Annotated in this window: 14 protein-coding genes and 2 rRNA genes; 13 read left to right on the forward strand and 3 right to left on the reverse strand. The window is 43.8% G+C overall.

The genetic code is table 11. The annotated features are described in order from the left end of the window. Positions 1-130: 130 nt before the first annotated feature. The 8 genes from PFZ69_RS08510 (at position 131) to PFZ69_RS08545 (ending at position 10,988) form a co-directional block, all read left to right on the forward strand. Positions 131-3,060, forward strand: a 23S ribosomal RNA gene (locus PFZ69_RS08510). Positions 3,061-3,115: 55 nt separating this feature from the next. After that, positions 3,116-3,232: ribosomal RNA gene (gene rrf, locus PFZ69_RS08515) — 5S ribosomal RNA — on the forward strand. Positions 3,233-4,050: 818 nt separating this feature from the next. Beyond that, a complete protein-coding gene (locus PFZ69_RS08520; RefSeq protein WP_270180650.1) occupies positions 4,051-5,475 on the forward strand; it encodes a cryptochrome/photolyase family protein in 1,425 nt (474 codons plus the stop codon). Between the two features lie 94 nt (positions 5,476-5,569). Continuing rightward, positions 5,570-7,060 carry a spore germination protein gene (locus PFZ69_RS08525; RefSeq protein ID WP_270180651.1) on the forward strand — a complete coding sequence of 497 codons (1,491 nt, stop codon included), beginning with the start codon at positions 5,570-5,572 and terminating at the stop codon, positions 7,058-7,060. A 12-nt stretch (positions 7,061-7,072) separates the two neighbouring features. Continuing rightward, positions 7,073-8,158 (forward strand): GerAB/ArcD/ProY family transporter, encoded by a 1,086-nt coding sequence (locus PFZ69_RS08530; RefSeq protein ID WP_270180652.1) that lies wholly within the window; start codon positions 7,073-7,075, stop codon positions 8,156-8,158. Next, the gene (locus PFZ69_RS08535; RefSeq protein ID WP_270180653.1) at positions 8,155-9,222 is read left to right on the forward strand and encodes a Ger(x)C family spore germination protein; all 1,068 of its coding nucleotides are present in this window, start codon (positions 8,155-8,157) and stop codon (positions 9,220-9,222) included. The genes PFZ69_RS08530 and PFZ69_RS08535 overlap by 4 nt, the downstream gene beginning before the upstream one ends. Before the next feature lie 96 nt (positions 9,223-9,318). After that, positions 9,319-9,813 carry an Lrp/AsnC family transcriptional regulator gene (locus tag PFZ69_RS08540; RefSeq protein ID WP_270180654.1) on the forward strand — a complete coding sequence of 165 codons (495 nt, stop codon included), beginning with the start codon at positions 9,319-9,321 and terminating at the stop codon, positions 9,811-9,813. After that, positions 9,810-10,988: an aminotransferase gene (locus tag PFZ69_RS08545; RefSeq protein ID WP_270180655.1), complete on the forward strand. Its 1,179-nt coding sequence runs from the start codon at positions 9,810-9,812 to the stop codon at positions 10,986-10,988. Before PFZ69_RS08540 ends, PFZ69_RS08545 begins: the two co-directional genes overlap by 4 nt. An 80-nt stretch (positions 10,989-11,068) precedes the next feature. On the opposite strand, the gene PFZ69_RS08550 is transcribed toward PFZ69_RS08545, so the two are convergent. Next, a complete protein-coding gene (locus PFZ69_RS08550; protein ID WP_270180656.1) occupies positions 11,069-11,299 on the reverse strand; it encodes a hypothetical protein in 231 nt (76 codons plus the stop codon). 283 nt (positions 11,300-11,582) lie between these two features. Between PFZ69_RS08550 and queD the strand changes: the two genes are divergently transcribed. Genes queD through queC form a run of 3 tightly spaced genes read left to right on the forward strand, consistent with a single transcriptional unit; the run spans position 11,583 to position 13,457 of the window. After that, positions 11,583-12,056, forward strand: coding sequence for a 6-carboxytetrahydropterin synthase QueD (queD, locus tag PFZ69_RS08555; protein ID WP_270180657.1), 474 nt, complete (start codon positions 11,583-11,585; stop codon positions 12,054-12,056). Next, positions 12,053-12,781, forward strand: a complete 729-nt coding sequence (locus PFZ69_RS08560) for a 7-carboxy-7-deazaguanine synthase QueE (RefSeq protein ID WP_270180658.1) — start codon at positions 12,053-12,055, stop codon at positions 12,779-12,781. Before queD ends, PFZ69_RS08560 begins: the two co-directional genes overlap by 4 nt. A 1-nt stretch (position 12,782) precedes the next feature. Continuing rightward, positions 12,783-13,457, forward strand: a complete 675-nt coding sequence (gene queC, locus PFZ69_RS08565) for a 7-cyano-7-deazaguanine synthase QueC (RefSeq protein ID WP_270180659.1) — start codon at positions 12,783-12,785, stop codon at positions 13,455-13,457. A 91-nt stretch (positions 13,458-13,548) separates the two neighbouring features. Here queC and PFZ69_RS08570 read toward each other — a convergent pair whose 3' ends face one another. Then, entirely contained in the window at positions 13,549-14,637 is a 1,089-nt protein-coding gene (locus PFZ69_RS08570) for a citrate synthase/methylcitrate synthase (RefSeq protein WP_270180660.1), read from the reverse strand. Between the two features lie 115 nt (positions 14,638-14,752). Here PFZ69_RS08570 and PFZ69_RS08575 point away from each other — a divergent pair, with 115 nt between their 5' ends. Further along, on the forward strand, positions 14,753-15,631 hold the full coding sequence (locus PFZ69_RS08575; RefSeq protein ID WP_270180661.1) for a LysR family transcriptional regulator: 879 nt from the start codon (positions 14,753-14,755) through the stop codon (positions 15,629-15,631). Between the two features lie 53 nt (positions 15,632-15,684). Here PFZ69_RS08575 and PFZ69_RS08580 read toward each other — a convergent pair whose 3' ends face one another. After that, positions 15,685-16,098: a hypothetical protein gene (locus tag PFZ69_RS08580; RefSeq protein WP_270180662.1), complete on the reverse strand. Its 414-nt coding sequence runs from the start codon at positions 16,096-16,098 to the stop codon at positions 15,685-15,687. A 96-nt stretch (positions 16,099-16,194) separates the two neighbouring features. Here PFZ69_RS08580 and PFZ69_RS08585 point away from each other — a divergent pair, with 96 nt between their 5' ends. Next, positions 16,195-17,019 carry an SPL family radical SAM protein gene (locus PFZ69_RS08585; protein WP_270180663.1) on the forward strand — a complete coding sequence of 275 codons (825 nt, stop codon included), beginning with the start codon at positions 16,195-16,197 and terminating at the stop codon, positions 17,017-17,019. Positions 17,020-17,104 lie beyond the last annotated feature (85 nt).

A 17,104-nucleotide genomic window follows, 5' to 3' on the forward strand; every position in this document is an offset into this window, starting at 1 on the left:
ATGTTCCTTGAAAACTAGATAGCACAAACAACGACATCCAATAATTATTATTTTTTGCGTTATAACTTAGTTAGTCACATCTAACGATGTGCACCGATGACGTTAGAACACTGTTTCTAGCGAAATCTAAGGTTAAGCTACTAAGGGCGCACGGTGGATGCCTTGGCACTAGAAGCCGATGAAGGACGGGACGAACACCGATATGCTTCGGGGAGCAGTAAGTACGCTTTGATCCGGAGATTTCCGAATGGGGGAACCCACCATCCGTAATGGGATGGTATTTACTTCTGAATACATAGGAAGTAAAAGGCATACCCGGGGAACTGAAACATCTCAGTACCCGGAGGAAGAGAAAGCAATCGCGATTTCCTGAGTAGCGGCGAGCGAAACGGAAACAGCCCAAACCAGAGGGCTTGCCCTCTGGGGTTGTAGGACGTCTCATTGGAGTTACAAAGGCACGGATAGACGAAGCGACCTGGAAAGGTCCATCAGAGAAGGTAACAATCCTGTAGTCAAAATCCGCTGCCCTCCGAGACGGATCCTGAGTACGGCGGGACACGTGAAACCCCGTCGGAATCCGGGAGGACCATCTCCCAAGGCTAAATACTCTCTAGTGACCGATAGTGAACCAGTACCGTGAGGGAAAGGTGAAAAGCACCCCGGAAGGGGAGTGAAAGAGAACCTGAAACCGTGTGCCTACAACTAGTTGGAGCCCGTTAATGGGTGACAGCGTGCCTTTTGTAGAATGAACCGGCGAGTTACGATCCCGTGCAAGGTTAAGCCGAGAAGGCGGAGCCGCAGCGAAAGCGAGTCTGAATAGGGCGAAGGAGTACGTGGTCGTAGACCCGAAACCGGGTGATCTACCCATGTCCAGGGTGAAGTTCAGGTAACACTGAATGGAGGCCCGAACCCACGCATGTTGAAAAATGCGGGGATGAGGTGTGGGTAGCGGTGAAATGCCAATCGAACCCGGAGATAGCTGGTTCTCTCCGAAATAGCTTTAGGGCTAGCCTCGCGGCAAGAATCTTGGAGGTAGAGCACTGATTGGACTAGGGGTCCCTACCGGATTACCGAATCCAGTCAAACTCCGAATGCCAACGATTTATCCGCGGGAGTCAGACTGCGAGTGATAAGATCCGTAGTCGAGAGGGAAACAGCCCAGACCACCAGCTAAGGTCCCAAAGTATACGTTAAGTGGAAAAGGATGTGGCGTTGCTTAGACAACCAGGATGTTGGCTTAGAAGCAGCCATCATTTAAAGAGTGCGTAATAGCTCACTGGTCGAGTGACGCTGCGCCGAAAATGTACCGGGGCTAAACGTATCACCGAAGCTGTGGATTGTCTTACGACAATGGTAGGAGAGCGTTCTAAGGGCTGCGAAGTCAGACCGAAAGGACTGGTGGAGCGCTTAGAAGTGAGAATGCCGGTATGAGTAGCGAAAGACAAGTGAGAATCTTGTCCGTCGAAAGCCCAAGGTTTCCTGAGGAAGGCTCGTCCGCTCAGGGTTAGTCGGGACCTAAGCCGAGGCCGAAAGGCGTAGGCGATGGATAACAGGTTGATATTCCTGTACCACCTCCTTTCCGTTTGAACGACGGGGGGACGCAGAAAGATAGGGAGAGCGCGCTGCTGGAAATGCGCGTCCAAGCGATTAGGCTGGTGAATAGGCAAATCCGTTCACCGCGAAGGCTGAGTCGTGATGGCGAGGGAATTTAAGTACCGAAGTCCCTGATTCTACACTGCCAAGAAAAGCCTCTAGTGAGGAAAGAGGTGCCCGTACCGCAAACCGACACAGGTAGGCGAGGAGAGAATCCTAAGACGATCGGGAGAACTCTCGTTAAGGAACTCGGCAAAATGACCCCGTAACTTCGGGAGAAGGGGTGCTTCCTCGGGTGAATAGCCCAGGGGAGCCGCAGTGAAAAGATCCAAGCGACTGTTTAGCAAAAACACAGGTCTCTGCCAAGCCGCAAGGCGATGTATAGGGGCTGACACCTGCCCGGTGCTGGAAGGTTAAGAGGAGGGGTTATCCCTTACGGGAGAAGCTCTGAATCGAAGCCCCAGTAAACGGCGGCCGTAACTATAACGGTCCTAAGGTAGCGAAATTCCTTGTCGGGTAAGTTCCGACCCGCACGAAAGGTGCAACGACTTGGATACTGTCTCAACGAGAGACCCGGTGAAATTATAGTACCTGTGAAGATGCAGGTTACCCGCGACAGGACGGAAAGACCCCATGGAGCTTTACTGTAGCCTGATATTGGATTTTGGTACAGCTTGTACAGGATAGGTAGGAGCCATAGAAGCCGGACCGCTAGGTTCGGTGGAGGCGTCGGTGGGATACTACCCTGGCTGTACTGACATTCTAACCCAGCACCGTGATCCGGTGCGGAGACAGTGTCAGGTGGGCAGTTTGACTGGGGCGGTCGCCTCCTAAAGAGTAACGGAGGCGCCCAAAGGTTCCCTCAGAATGGTTGGAAATCATTCGCAGAGTGTAAAGGCACAAGGGAGCTTGACTGCGAGACCTACAAGTCGAGCAGGGACGAAAGTCGGGCTTAGTGATCCGGTGGTTCCGCATGGAAGGGCCATCGCTCAACGGATAAAAGCTACCCTGGGGATAACAGGCTTATCTCCCCCAAGAGTCCACATCGACGGGGAGGTTTGGCACCTCGATGTCGGCTCATCGCATCCTGGGGCTGAAGTAGGTCCCAAGGGTTGGGCTGTTCGCCCATTAAAGCGGTACGCGAGCTGGGTTCAGAACGTCGTGAGACAGTTCGGTCCCTATCCGTCGCGGGCGCAGGAAATTTGAGAGGAGCTGTCCTTAGTACGAGAGGACCGGGATGGACACACCGCTGGTGTACCAGTTGTTCCGCCAGGAGCATAGCTGGGTAGCTACGTGTGGAAGGGATAAGTGCTGAAAGCATCTAAGCATGAAGCCCCCCTCGAGATGAGATTTCCCACAGCGTCAAGCTGGTAAGATCCCTCAGAGATGATGAGGTTGATAGGTTCGGGGTGGAAGCGTGGCGACACGTGGAGCTGACGAATACTAATCGATCGAGGGCTTAACCTAAAAAATTGGAATACGATGTTGCGTGCTATCTAGTTTTCAGGGAATACCTGAATAGTCTAGTGATGAAGGCGAAGAGGTCACACCCGTTCCCATGCCGAACACGGAAGTTAAGCTCTTCAGCGCCGATGGTAGTTGGGGGCTCTCCCCCTGCAAGAGTAGGACGTCGCTAGGCAAGAGAGAAGTCAGAGCATTGAGCTCTGGCTTTTTTATATGCTTTTTTGGTTTTTATTGCGATACCGTAAGGTAAGTACCTTCATTGAGAAGAGAGAAAAGGGCATCTTCGAAAGCTTCGTAGGGGTGGGAGAAGCAAGAAATTCGAGGAAGCAAGTGAGGCTGGACCGGAGTAGATATTCGGAGATCTATGAGGATCCAGCATCGCGCAGCTGACGAAGAAGTTCGCCGCTTATCGCGCCCCGTATGAGAACACGGAAGTTAAGCTCGCGCGCCGATGGTAGTTGGGGGCTCTCCCCCTGCAAGAGTAGGACGTCGCTAGGCAAGTGAGAAGTCAGAGCATTGAGCTCTGGCTTTTTTGTTTTGTTTGAATGCGGGGGTGAGTCATCAGGGGTTCTTGAAAAGGGGTTTCGCGGATATAATCTCAGAATCGCGGATATAAATCGAAAAGCGCGGATATATCTATCCTTTTCGCGGATAAAACGAAAAAGTCGCGGATATCGTACCGATTCCAACCCCCAGTAGATTTTATCTGATTGTGCTTTTGACTAATCAATCCCTATCACAACCGTTTCGCTGATAAAATCAAAATTTCGCTGATTAATGTCCCTGTTTCGCTGATAAAACGAAAAATTCGCTGATATCTCCCCCGATTTCGCCGATAAATCAAATATTTCGCTGATATCCGCTAAAAATCCCCCATCTCAACAACACAATTCCACCATACCCTTTCACATTCACACGCAAAAGCACACAAAGCCTATTAGAATTTCACTTTTAGGGAATAAAAACGGTACGATAACAAAGAGAGGTGAGAACATGAAGGATATCGTGATCGTTTGGTTTCGACGGGATTTTAGATTAGAGGACAATACAGCATTACATAGAGCGATCGAATATTGTGAGGAACATGATGCACGTTGGGTTGGGGTGTTTCAATTGGATCCTCATTTTACTCAGGCGATCGACTCGCATCATGATTATTTTTTCCAGACGGTGAAGCAATTTCAAGAACGCTGTTTAGATATGAAGCTGCCATTTCAGGTTGTGTATGGAGAGGCAGTTGATGTATTCAAAAAAGTAACGAACGAGTTAAAAGAGGTAAAAGCTGTTTTCTTCAATCGAGATGATGTGGGCTATGGGGCAAAGAGAGATGAAAAGGTGAGAGAATGGCTTGAGAGTGAAGGGATTGAGTCGCATGATTTTCAAGACTATCACTTGCATACAGGAGAGGAAGTTAAGAAGGATGACGGGACGATGTATAAGGTTTTCTCCACTTATTACAAACAATGGAGTAAGCAGAAGAAACCTGAGGTCGTAAAAATCGACGGAGAAATGCTGAAGAAGTATGCACGATCATTTAATGAGGAACTTGATGAAAAGTCTTCAGAAGAGTTTTCTTCCTTGCTGAGTCAATGCGACCGAGAGTGGCAGGGCATAGGGGAAGAAAACGCTCGGAAGCGTGCCGAGGGGTTTGTAAGTGATCGATTAAAGGATTATGACAACAATCGGGACCTTCCTTATGTGGTTGGTACGAGTAGACTATCTCCTTATTTAAAAACAGGTTGTCTGTCGATACGTACGTTATATCACTTAGTTGCAGAAAAAGATAATACAGGAGTAGAAGCATATTTACAAGAGCTTGCATGGAGAGACTTTTATGGGATGGTTCATTATCACTTTCCTACGTTACGAGAAGAAGAGTTTCACTCAAAATATCGTGACCTTCCTTGGAATAATAATGATGAAGAACGGCTTCAAAAGTGGAAAGAAGGGAAAACTGGTTTTCCAATCGTTGATGCTGGGATGAGGCAATTAAACAATGAAGGATGGATGCACAATCGTCTTCGGATGATAACGGCTTCGTTTCTAACCAAAGATTATATGATCGACTGGAGACTTGGAGATCAGCATTTTGAAATGAAACTGATCGATCATGATGAGTCTTCAAATGCAGGCGGCTGGCAGTGGGCAGCATCGACTGGAACCGATGCTGTTCCTTACTTCAGAGTGTTTAATCCGACTACACAAGGTGAGCGTTTTGATCCGGATGGAACGTTTATTAAGAAATATGTCGAAGAGTTAAGAGATGTTCCCTCGGCTTATATTCATAACCCATCAAAGATGTCTCATGAGGAGCAGGTTGAAAGTAACTGCATGATTGGCAAAGACTATCCAGAGCCATCGGTGGATCATAAAGAGCAAAGAAAAAAAGTTTTAGCAGTTTATAAAGAACTTTCTTGAGCCAGGCACTTAAGTGCCTGGTTTTTGTATTTGGATAACGTAGATAGAAATGCGCATGCTACCTAAAAGAGACTTAGCAGCGGAGCTGATCGACGTGAAGTGGTTTCAGAAAGCACCATTCAAAAAAGAGATGACATTAGATGAAATGTTAGAGGACCTAAGTAAGTCTTCGGATTTTGTGACTTATCATAACAAGAGGAGTGCAATTTCTTATACGATCATTTATTTTGCTTCCATTATTGATCCAGCACAGCTTCATCGAAATGTGCTGCCGAAGCTTAATGAATGCGAGATGAAATCACTTGAAGAGCTAGAGTCTAAGATTCCAATCCAGAACCTAGAGATCACATCGGATGCAAAGAAAATACAAGAGCGCTTGATGAATGGTTATTTAGCTGTACGCTTATCCAACGATTCAAATGTATTGTTGATGGATTTAAGTCTTACAAAATCTAGAGACTTATCTGCTCCTGAGATAGAGTTCAGTGTCATGGGACCAAAAGAGGGCTTAATCGAAGACCTTCAAACAAATATGAACTTGATTAGGAGACGAATCCCTCATCCCAAACTAAGAATGAAGCAGGTAACGATTGGAACTGTTTCAAAGACCAAAGTAATTGTTATCTACATTGAAGATATTGCATCAGAACAAAATGTGAATACAGTCATGCAACGACTTGAGGATATAGATTTCGATATCATAGCAGACTCATCCTTCCTCGGACAAATGTTAGAAGACAACTCTTTTTCCGTTTTTCCACAAATGATCGATACGGAACGGACAGACAGAATAACTGGGCATCTGAATTACGGAGCAATTACGATTCTTGCAGAGGGATCATCCAATGCATTGATCGGTCCGATTAATTTTGGACAACTTCTAGTATCATTCGAGGATTATTATTTAGGATGGAACATTGCATCATTTTTTAGGATTATCAGGATGTTTTCTATTATAATGTCGATCGTTGCAACCCCTTTGTATGTAGCTGTGTTAACGTACCATTTTGAATTGTTCCCTTCAAAACTTCTTGCAACGTTGATTTCTTCAAGAAGTGACATTCCATTTATCCCTGTTATCGAGGTGCTATTCCTTGAGATCACCATCGACCTTTTGCGTGAAGCAGGAGCGAGAATGCCTTCTAAAGTCGGACAGACTCTCGGTATCGTGGGAGGTATCGTCATTGGGACGGCTGCCGTAGAAGCATCCCTTACAAGTAATATCCTTCTTATTATTGTAGCGCTGTCTGCGCTTGCGTCATTTACAACCCCTGTATATCGAATGACGAATACGATTAGATTCTTAAGGTACCCATTGATTCTATTTGCACATTTTCTTGGCTTGATAGGAATTGCTTTATTCAGTTTATTTGTTCTGGTTCATTTAATTAGACTTACTTCATTCGGAAGTCCATATCTTGCTCCGCTATATCCGCCGAGGCTTATGGATTGGTATGATTCGTTCTTTCGCTTACCGTATGTAATGCAAAAAAAGAGGGCTCATTTCTTTCGAACAGAAAAAGTTTCGAGGTTTCTTGATAAGAAGGAAAAAAAACGGAATTCACTGGACTTCGATGAGCAGTAGAGGGTGAGTATTTTGGAAAATAACCGTAAAAAAGATCTTCTTGTTTCCTCTTTTCTAGTGATGTTTATCATTCATAGCAATCAAGTTGGCGTCGGTATCCTTGGTTTTCCAAGGTATATCACACAATATACAGAGCAGGATGCATGGATCGTTGTCATTATCACCGGGCTCATTTTTCATGTGTTTGTGTGGATGATGTACGTCATACTAGGTGATGATAACGAAGATATCATCGATCTGCATAAGAAGTGGTTTGGGAGTTGGATTGGGGGCTTCCTCAATATCCTCTTTATGTTATATATGTTACTTGGTGCTGTCATCGTTCTGAGAACGTCTATTGAAGTGATACAAGCATGGATGTTTCCCGAACTGCAAACATGGATTCCAGCAATCATGTATTTGTTGTTAACCTATTATGTGCTGGCGGGTGGGTTTCGCACAGTAGTCGGCGTATCTTTTTTTGGTGTGATCTTACCTATATGGTTAATCACGACAGCGGTGTCGCCAGCGAAATTTTCATCTTTTACGAATTTACTCCCTGTTTTTGATCATTCTTTGAAAGAATTCGCAATGGGAATAAAGCAAATGACGTTGAGCTATCTAGGAGCTGAGATCCTATTGTTTGCTTACCCTTTCCTTAAAAATCCTAAGAAATCAAGGATTTGGGCTCATTTAGGTATTATGGGGACTACGGTCATCTACTTGATTGTGATGGTGATTTCCATCGCATTCTATAGCGATGAGCAGCTGCAGCAGACGATTTGGTCTACGTTGGTTTCTTGGAAAATGGTTGAGCTTCCTTTCGTAGAGAGGTTTGAGTATATAGGGATTACGTTTTGGTGCTTTGTTATTTTTCCCAATCTCTGTTTATACATTTGGGCAGCAACAAGAATCGGTAAAAAAACGTTACATATCAAACAAAAACATTTTTCGATCGTCTTGCTGTTCCTCGTCTTCCTAGCATGTGTCATGATTGCAACGCGTGAACAGATCGACATGTTAAACACAGTTACTGCCTCGATCGGTACGTACTTTTTCTACATCTATGTCCCGATCATCTTCTTATATAGTGTCATTCGAAGGAGGGTGACGAGGTGAAAAAAAGGTTAGCTGTTTCACTCATGCTGTGTCTCTTACTAACATCTTGTGTTTCAACTGAAATCATCGATGAAGTACCCGTGGTATTTATTGCAGGATTCGATAAAGGAAGCGAAGGAAAGATTAAAGGAACCATTTCTCTTCAAAGATTCAAACCAAATCAGGAAGTGGAGACGAGAACTTTCCAGGCAGAAGCACATACATCTAAAGGACTCAGAAACAAGTTGAGTGGGGTGCCAAAGCCGATAACGATTGGAAAGATGGCTGTGATGCTATTTGGGGAAGAGGAAGCAGAGAAAGGCGTTCTAAGGGTACTGGACAGTTTCTTACGTGATCCTGCATCTGGGCGTTTAATGTATATAGGTGTAGTGGAAGGAAGCGCAGGGGACTTGATTACAGAAGAGTTCGAATACCTTCAAGGAATTGGACCGTTTCTGCAAATATTGATCAGACAGTCGATAGAGTACGGGAATATGCCACAAAACAATCTTCACTTATTCGATTATAAATATTATGGTAAAGGCATGGATCCTTATATGCCTCTTTTAAAAAAGAACGAGGATGAAATCATTGTCTCGGGTTTAGCTCTCTTTAAAGGTGAGAAGATGGTGGGGGAGCTAGATTTAGAAGAGATGTTTATGTTTACATTAATTAACAAAAATCATAAAGCAGGGTTATTTGAAGTTGCCCTTTCAGACGGTAATTTTGCGACGCTCCACAAAGTGAAATCTCATGTTGATTATACGATTGATAATGGAAACACTTCTCCTGAGGTCTCGATCAAAGTGGATATAAAAGCAAATATCGCACAGTATACTGGAGATAAACTAGACGACAAAATTAAGAAGATGATTGCGAAAGAGTTTGAAGAGAAAATTCAGAAAGACAGCTTGAAACTCATAAAGAAGTTTCAAGACTTACAGATCGACCCTCTAGCACTTGGGGATCGGGCTAGGAGCCAGACGAGGCAATTCAACTTTTCCAATTGGGAAGATCAATATACAGGTCTCGATATCAAGATTAAACCAACTGTTGGGATTTTAGAGTCAGGTATTATCGATTAACCGTCATGCTTATGAGTTTAACGCATTGCATCACTGATGAAATTACTTTTCAAGCATGATATAGTAGAAAAAATGCAGTGAACTGGGGGAACTAACGTGAATGAAAAAGAAATTGAAATCCTAGAAATTCTTGAAGATAATGCTCGCATCCCGTTGGAGGTGCTTGCTGATATGGTTGACTTACCCGTAGAGGAAGTGGAAAAGAGTATTCTTTCTCTAGAGGAACAAGACATTATTTTAAACTATTCATCCGTTATCAATTGGGATAAAGCGGCAGGAAAAGATGGTGTCGTTGCGATGATCGATGTCAAGGTAACGCCAAAAAGAGACGTTGGGTTCGATGATGTAGCTGAACGTATTTATCGCTTTCCTGAAGTGAAGACTGTCTACTTGATGTCGGGTGCTTATGATCTTTCCGTTCAAATCGAAGGAAAAACAATGAAAGAAGTAGCGTTTTTTGTTTCAAATAAGCTGTCAACGCTTGATTCTGTTCTTTCGACCACGACTCATTTTCTGTTGAAAAAATATAAGCATGATGGTGTTATTTTTGAGCCTGAACAGAAAGATAAGCGAATTGTGGTGTCACCATGAGTCAGGTTCAAAGCGACTATGTTTCAAAAAATGCTGCGAAGCTAAAACCTTCTGGCATTCGTAAGTTCTTTGATCTCGCATCTCAAATGGATAATGTCATTTCTCTTGGTGTTGGTGAGCCAGATTTTGTAACACCATGGAATGTTTGTGAAGCTGGCTATGCTTCCTTAGAAAATGGCTATACGGCTTATACCCCTAATGCGGGTTTGTTGAATTTACGTCAAGAGATTTCTTCTTACTTAAAAGAACAGTTCGCACTTTCGTATTCTGCTGAGACAGAAATCATCTGCACGGTTGGGGCAAGTCAGGCAATCGATTTAGCATTTCGTTCCATACTGGACGCTGGCGATGAGGTAATTATCGTGGAGCCTGGATTCGTTGCGTATTCACCTGCAGTTACCCTTGCAGGAGGGACACCTGTGCCTCTTGAAACGGTGGAGGAAGATGAATTTAAGCTTACACCTGAGAAGTTGAAGTCAGCGATTACAGAGCGGACGAAGGCAGTGCTCATCTGTTTCCCAAGTAACCCAACAGGCGCAACGATGACAGAAGATGAATTGAAGGATGTAGCCAAAGTTATTGAAGATCACGACTTACTCGTGTTATCTGATGAGATTTATGCTGAGCTTACGTATGATCAACCACATTACAGTATCGCTAGAATACCTGGAATGAGAGAAAGAACGATTTTGATTTCAGGGTTTTCAAAAGCCTTTGCGATGACCGGGTGGAGACTTGGTTACGTAACTGGGCCTGAAGAAATTTTGAAGGTAATGCTTACGATTCATCAATATACGATGATGTGTGCTCCAACGATCGCGCAGCATGGCGCACTTGAAGCACTACGTAATGGTCGTGAAGATTTAGAGCGTATGAAGCGTAGTTATCGTCAGCGAAGGAACTTTATTGTGAAATCATTTAACAGGATGGGGTTATCTTGCCGCATGCCAGGAGGTGCATTCTATGCATTTCCATCTATTCAATCAACAGGGATGACTTCGGATGAGTTCGCGGAGAAGCTGCTGCATGAGGAACGAGTAGCGGTTGTACCTGGTCATGTATTTGGAGAGGGAGGCGAAGGGTATGTCAGATGCTCTTACGCAACATCCCTTGAATCCCTTCAAGAAGCTGTGAAACGAATCGAGCGGTTCGTAGATAAATACGCGAGCAATTAGCGAAAGCCGTCCAATAAGGACGGCTTTAACTATTGCTTTTGACACACAAAACCCTCCCTATTTAAAGGTGGGCTTTCACATTAATGACCTGTTGAATCATGGTCATGCGTCTTCGCTTGCTTTGAAACGAGCTGTCGAAGTAGTTCGTTTTGTTCCTGGTCAGACGCAGTTTTTCGCTTCATGAATCCCATTGCTTTAAAGATAAAGACGATCGTTAAGATCACGATAAATAAAATGATTGCCATGTAAAGGAAACCGAATAAACCGAAAAGGATACCCATTCCTTCCATCATACCTTGGTTTTGGTTCATGATATGTCACCTCCTATAGATAGTTGTCCATCTACAAGTTTACATGATTGCAATTCATTTGTAATGCAATTGCTTTTACCTGCTATATTTCTTATAAGGGAGAGATTTACCAGAAGCTTTTCTCAAAAAACGTGTTATGATATTATTATCAGGTTGGAGAGTTCGGAATTCCCTCCTCTCGTAAAACAAAACTAGGGACCCATGAAATGTAGCATGCCTTCTCGTTGAAAGAAGGTTTTTTCATGCGTCTCCCTCTAATGAATAAAAGAAGGGAGCTTTTTTTATGTCTTTTATGATTCCTAAGAAAGTTGAATTGCTTGGAGAAGATATTCAAAAAAGCGAATTAAAATATCACAATAAGCGTGTGGCTGTCACAAAGGAATTTACGTTCGACGCAGCACACCACCTACACTGTTATGAAGGCAAGTGTAAAAGTATGCACGGTCATACGTATAAATTAGTTATTACGATTAGCGGGTATGTCAACGAAATCGGTATTTCAGTAGATTTCGGTGAGATCAAAGCATTGTTTAAAGATGTGATCGATTCAAAGCTTGATCACCATTATTTAAATGAAGTTCTTCCAAACATGAATACAACTGCGGAGAACATGATCGTTTGGATTTGGGAACAGCTCGATACTGCTCTTGATAGCCGTGAAATGCGAGATAATGGCCAGCGTCTCGAAGAGCTCGTTCTGTATGAAACACCGACAAGCTACGCAACATTGAAGCGAGAATGGATGGAATCAGAATGATGAAGTGGACATTACCTGAACGATCAGAATATATGAATTGGAACCTTCCGATGGTTGAAGTGTTTGAAACGGTAGAAGGAGAAGGGACTAGGGCCGGATTTCCAACTGTTTTTGTAAGAGTGTTTCATTGTAACCTTCGCTGTACTTGGTGTGATACGCCATATAGCTATGCACCTGATAAGGCTGAGTACACGGCCACGATTTCAGATATTATCGATCAAATCAAGCAGTATAAGAGCAGGCATATCTGTTACACGGGCGGTGAACCGTTGATTCATCGTGAAAAGTCCTATGCTCTGTTACAAGCGATGGTAGACCTTCCGCATATTGAAGATATTCACATCGAAACGAACGGTGCAATCGATCTTGCGCCATATAAACAAGTGAGAAGTGAAAATGAGGAGTGGGAAAGCAAGGTTCGCTTTGTGATGGACTATAAGCTTCCTGATTCCGGTGAGCAGCATCGTATGCTTCATGATAATTTCGCCCTGCTCGATGAACAGGATGAAATCAAGTTTGTTATTGGGTCTGACGAAGATTTCGATGTGGCGACGGAGGTTGTGGCTGAGCATCATGATAAAGGTCAGGTTCTTTATAGTCCTGTGTGGGAAACGATGCCACCGAATAAACTCGTTCAAAAGATACTCGATGCTGGACTGAGTAGAGTAAAGCTCAGCATGCAGCTTCATAAAATCATTTGGGATCCTAATAAAAGAGGTGTGTAGATTGAGTAAAAAAGCAGTCATCGTATTGAGTGGTGGACTTGATAGTACGACCTGTATGGGAATGGCGAAGGAAAAAGGATATGAGCTTTATCCGATTACCTTCCACTATGGGCAAAAGCATAATCGTGAAGTCGAGCAGGCTAAGAAGGTGGCTGAGTACTATGAAGCACCAGACCATCGGATTGTAAACATTAGCTTTCTGAACCAAATCGGTGGGAGTGCACTAACAGATCAGTCAATCGATGTTCCAACTGACATGGATGAAGATGAGATTCCTGCAACATATGTGCCTGCAAGGAATATGATCTTTCTTTCGCTAGCATCAGCTTATGCTGAAGTGATTGGAGCGGAGGCCATCTATATCGGGGTGTCAGCGGTCGATTATAGCGGTTATCCGGATTGTCGTCCTGAGTTTATCGAGAGTATGAATGAAACGGTAAACCTTGCAACAAAAGCAGGAGCAACTGGTAGTAACATGGTAATCGAGACGCCATTGATCGATTTAACGAAAGCTGAAACGGTTAAAGAAGGGTTAAGGTTAGATGTGCCTTATGAGTTGACCACTTCTTGTTACAACGGAGAAGAAGAAGCTTGTGGGGAATGTGATAGCTGTCGTCTTCGATTAAAAGGATTTGAAGAAGCAGGTTCAACTGATCCGATTCCTTATAAAGGGTAATAGATTAAAAGAAGCGCCGGGCTGGCGCTTCTTTTTGTTTCCCCCTTCGACAAATACCGGGCGGTGCCTGTCACTACGTAACTCCGGAAGGTCACTCCTCAGGGATTTCCCCAGTATAGGTGGAGGAAGGGCGGATGATGCTGTTGTTTTGGTTTTGTTCGTAGACATGTGCGACCCAGCCTGCACATCTTGCTGCGGTGAAGGTCGGAGTGAATAATTCTGTTGGAAGCTCGATTGAGCGCAGGATAGCAGCTGCATAGTATTCTACATTCGCATAAAGGTTTCTTCCTGGCTTATGCTCTTTTAGTAGTTCAACAGCTTTGTTCTCCACTTCATGAGCTAGCTTAAATTCCTCATCATCATAGAAATTTGAAGTGATGTCACTGAGCGCAGCAGCTCTTGGATCGCGTGTTTTATAGATTCGATGGCCGAAGCCCATTAGCTTTTCTTTATTTTCTAACTTCCTTTTTAAGACGCGTTCTGCACTTCCTTCTTTCTTGATCTCTTCAAGTAAGTCGATCACTCCAGTAGGAGCACCACCATGCAATGGTCCTTTCATTGCACCGATCGCACCAGCAATCGCTGATACGAGATCACTTTCTGTTGAGGCGATGACACGGGCAGTAAAGGTTGAAGCGTTCAAACCATGTTCCATCGTTAAGACAAAATAAGCTGACAACGCCTTTACATGATTTTCATCAGGCGTTTTTCCTTTTAGCATGTACAAAAAGTTTGCAACATGCGAGAGCGAAGCATCTGGTTCAATGATAGGATCTCCTTGCAATGATCTGTAGCGATACGAAATAATCGTTGGAATGAGACCCACGATTTTGATTCCTTCTTGTTCGGTGGAAGGAAACGTGTCCGCCTTGTTACCCATGGATGAAACTACTGTTCGAATCACAGCCATCATATCCATACTATCAGGTAGTCGGTCTAGTATGTCTTTTTGATAAGGTTTGAGATATCTTGCTTCTAGAAGTTTAGTAGAAAATTCTTTAAGAGCCTTTTCACTTGGAAATGACCCATTCCACAAGAAATAAACGACTTCCTCAAACGACTTTTCTTTTGCTAAAGTGGAAGCCCACTCCCCACGATAGACGAGTTGGCCTCTTTCACCGTCAACAAGACTGATTTCTGACTCAGCAGCAACAATTCCCTTTAATCCAGCATGAACCATATCATCAACTCCAATCTATATTCTTGTTTTCAGTGTATCGCTTCGCTATCATTATGACTAATAAATAATAACAGTATTATTGATAGAGAATCATAATTGATTGGAGAGGGAAGAAATGAACCTGAACTGGCTTCGAACGTTCGTTGCTGCAGCCACCTATGAAAACTTCCGAGAAGCTTCAGAGAAGTTATATCTCGCTCAACCTACTGTAACAGTACATATTCAACAATTAGAAAAAGCGCTGAACAGTAAGCTCTTTGTGAAGAACGGGAGACGTGTGGTGCTATCTGAAGCAGGAAGACAGTTCCTACCATATGCAAAAACAATGGTCGACCACTATAATAGCAGCCTTCAACATATGTCAGGGTGGAATCAAGGGTACGATAAGAAGATAACGATTGCTGTATCACCTTTACTAGCTGCGACCCTTTTGCCTTACGTCCTGCAGCAGTTTATGAAACAGCACCCTTCGATAGAAGTTGTGGTAAAGGTGAGTGAGTCTACTGATATTGGAGATAGTGTAGCTGATGGCTCAGCTGACTTAGGGTTATCGAGGATGGCTGCCATACAGCAGCATCTCACCTCAGAAAAAATGGGTCCAGATCCAATTGTGCTCGTCGTTCCTCATGATGGTGGTGATGCCGAAACGAGCTTGCCATTAAGTCTTGAAGAGTATTGTAACCATACAACATTGCTTACGTATTCACACCCAGGGTATTGGGAAGAGCTATTGATCGAACTACGTGCAAGGTATGAAGGAATTCGGACGATGGTGGTCTCTCAGGTGCATGTAACAAAGCGTTTTATTGAAGAGGGGCTTGGATTTTCTTTTCTGCCAAGGTCTGCCGTTCAAAGAGAGCTGCTTGAAGGAAGGATGTTAGAAGTGGAAACGAGTGAAATTAAGCTCCCGACAGTGTATACGTATATGGTCTATCACCATATTTCACGAGAAGCGAGTCTATTTAAAGAGTTCCTAGAAAGATATATGCATTAAAATACCCGACCAGTTTCCTGATCGGGGGTTAAGCTGTCTATCGGACGTTTACATCAATACGTCGTCAATCCCCAAAGCTGCCAGCCTTTTTCAACCTGATTCGTTGCAAATAGGTGAATATGAACAGGGAAGTTCGTCGACTTCTTCGTCACAAGAACATCTACAAGGTAGCTTTGATCGGCAGTTTTTTTGCTACATGCTTTTACAGCCGGTTTATAGTAAGGAGAAGAACGATTTAGTTTTGTTGTGGACAACACCCGCCAACTTTTCGCATTTGGGTCCTGGGTCATAAGTGATGGAACGACTACCTGTAGTTTTGCCTGAAGTTCTTGGATTGAGCTCGGGTTATTCACCTTCTGAAGATTAGGGCATTCCTCTTGAAGGAGTTTAACTGGGAGCGCTGCTTTTGTTTCATTTGGTGAGATTAGGATACCCATCATTAGAAGTAGAGGTACTATCATCTTCATAATACGTAACCACCTTTCGATGTTTATATTCTCCATTTTCGGGGATTTTTATGTATAGAGATAAGAACCTACGTTCTTGCTAGAAGGAGGGATAGAATGAAGCCTTCCATTCAAAGCCGTACGTCCCGAACGATCTTGACGAAGGGGAGCGGTTTTTTAAATGGATATAGTCATACGCTGAATCCTTACGCTGGCTGTGCATTTGGTTGTTCCTATTGCTATGTGAGGAGAATGCCGATCGCTTTGTTTCGAGAGGAAGATTGGGGAGAGTGGGTGGACATTAAAGAAAATGGAGTCGCATTATTAAAGAAAGAGATTCCAAAAGCAAAGAAGAAAGGGAAAGTCTCGATCTTTATGTCCTCCTCTACAGATCCTTACCAACCGATTGAATACAAAACAGAATTAACTAGAAGCCTTCTTGAAGCTATGCTTGAAGAGACACCAGATTTTCTTTTTCTTCAAACAAGGTCACCTCTTGTGACAAGGGACATCGACCTGTTGAAAAAGCTTGGCAATCAAGTTCTCGTCAGCATCACGGTCGAGACTGATTTAGAGTCAGTAAGGAAGATTTTCGCACCCCAAGCGCCGCCGATAGGAGGGCGATTGAAGGCATTAAAAGAATTACGAGAGGCAGGTATACCCGTTCAAGCTGCAATCGCACCGCTATTACCATGTTCAGAGGACTTCCCGGAGAAACTGCATCGTGCTGTAAATCGAGTTACGCTCGATGATTTCTTTATGGGAGATGGAAGCGGTGGAAAAAGGACTGAACAGCTCGGAATTCGTAAATTGTTTGAAGAACACAATTTAGGGGATTGGTATGATCGGAAGACCTACCTAAAAATAAAGAATCGCTTGTTAGAGAAGTTTAGCGAGGGAAACATCTTCATTTCACAAGAAGGATTCTATCCTCCAAACTAAAAAGCATGGGGCTTGCCCCATGCTCAGTGTGTAGAGAAAGTCTCGGTGTTTAGATGAAAGTAGTTGATCATTTCCATTCTAATTA

The sequence above is a fragment of the Alkalihalobacillus sp. CinArs1 genome (assembly GCF_947387515.1).
Classification (GTDB): Bacteria; Bacillota; Bacilli; order Bacillales; family Guptibacillaceae; genus Guptibacillus.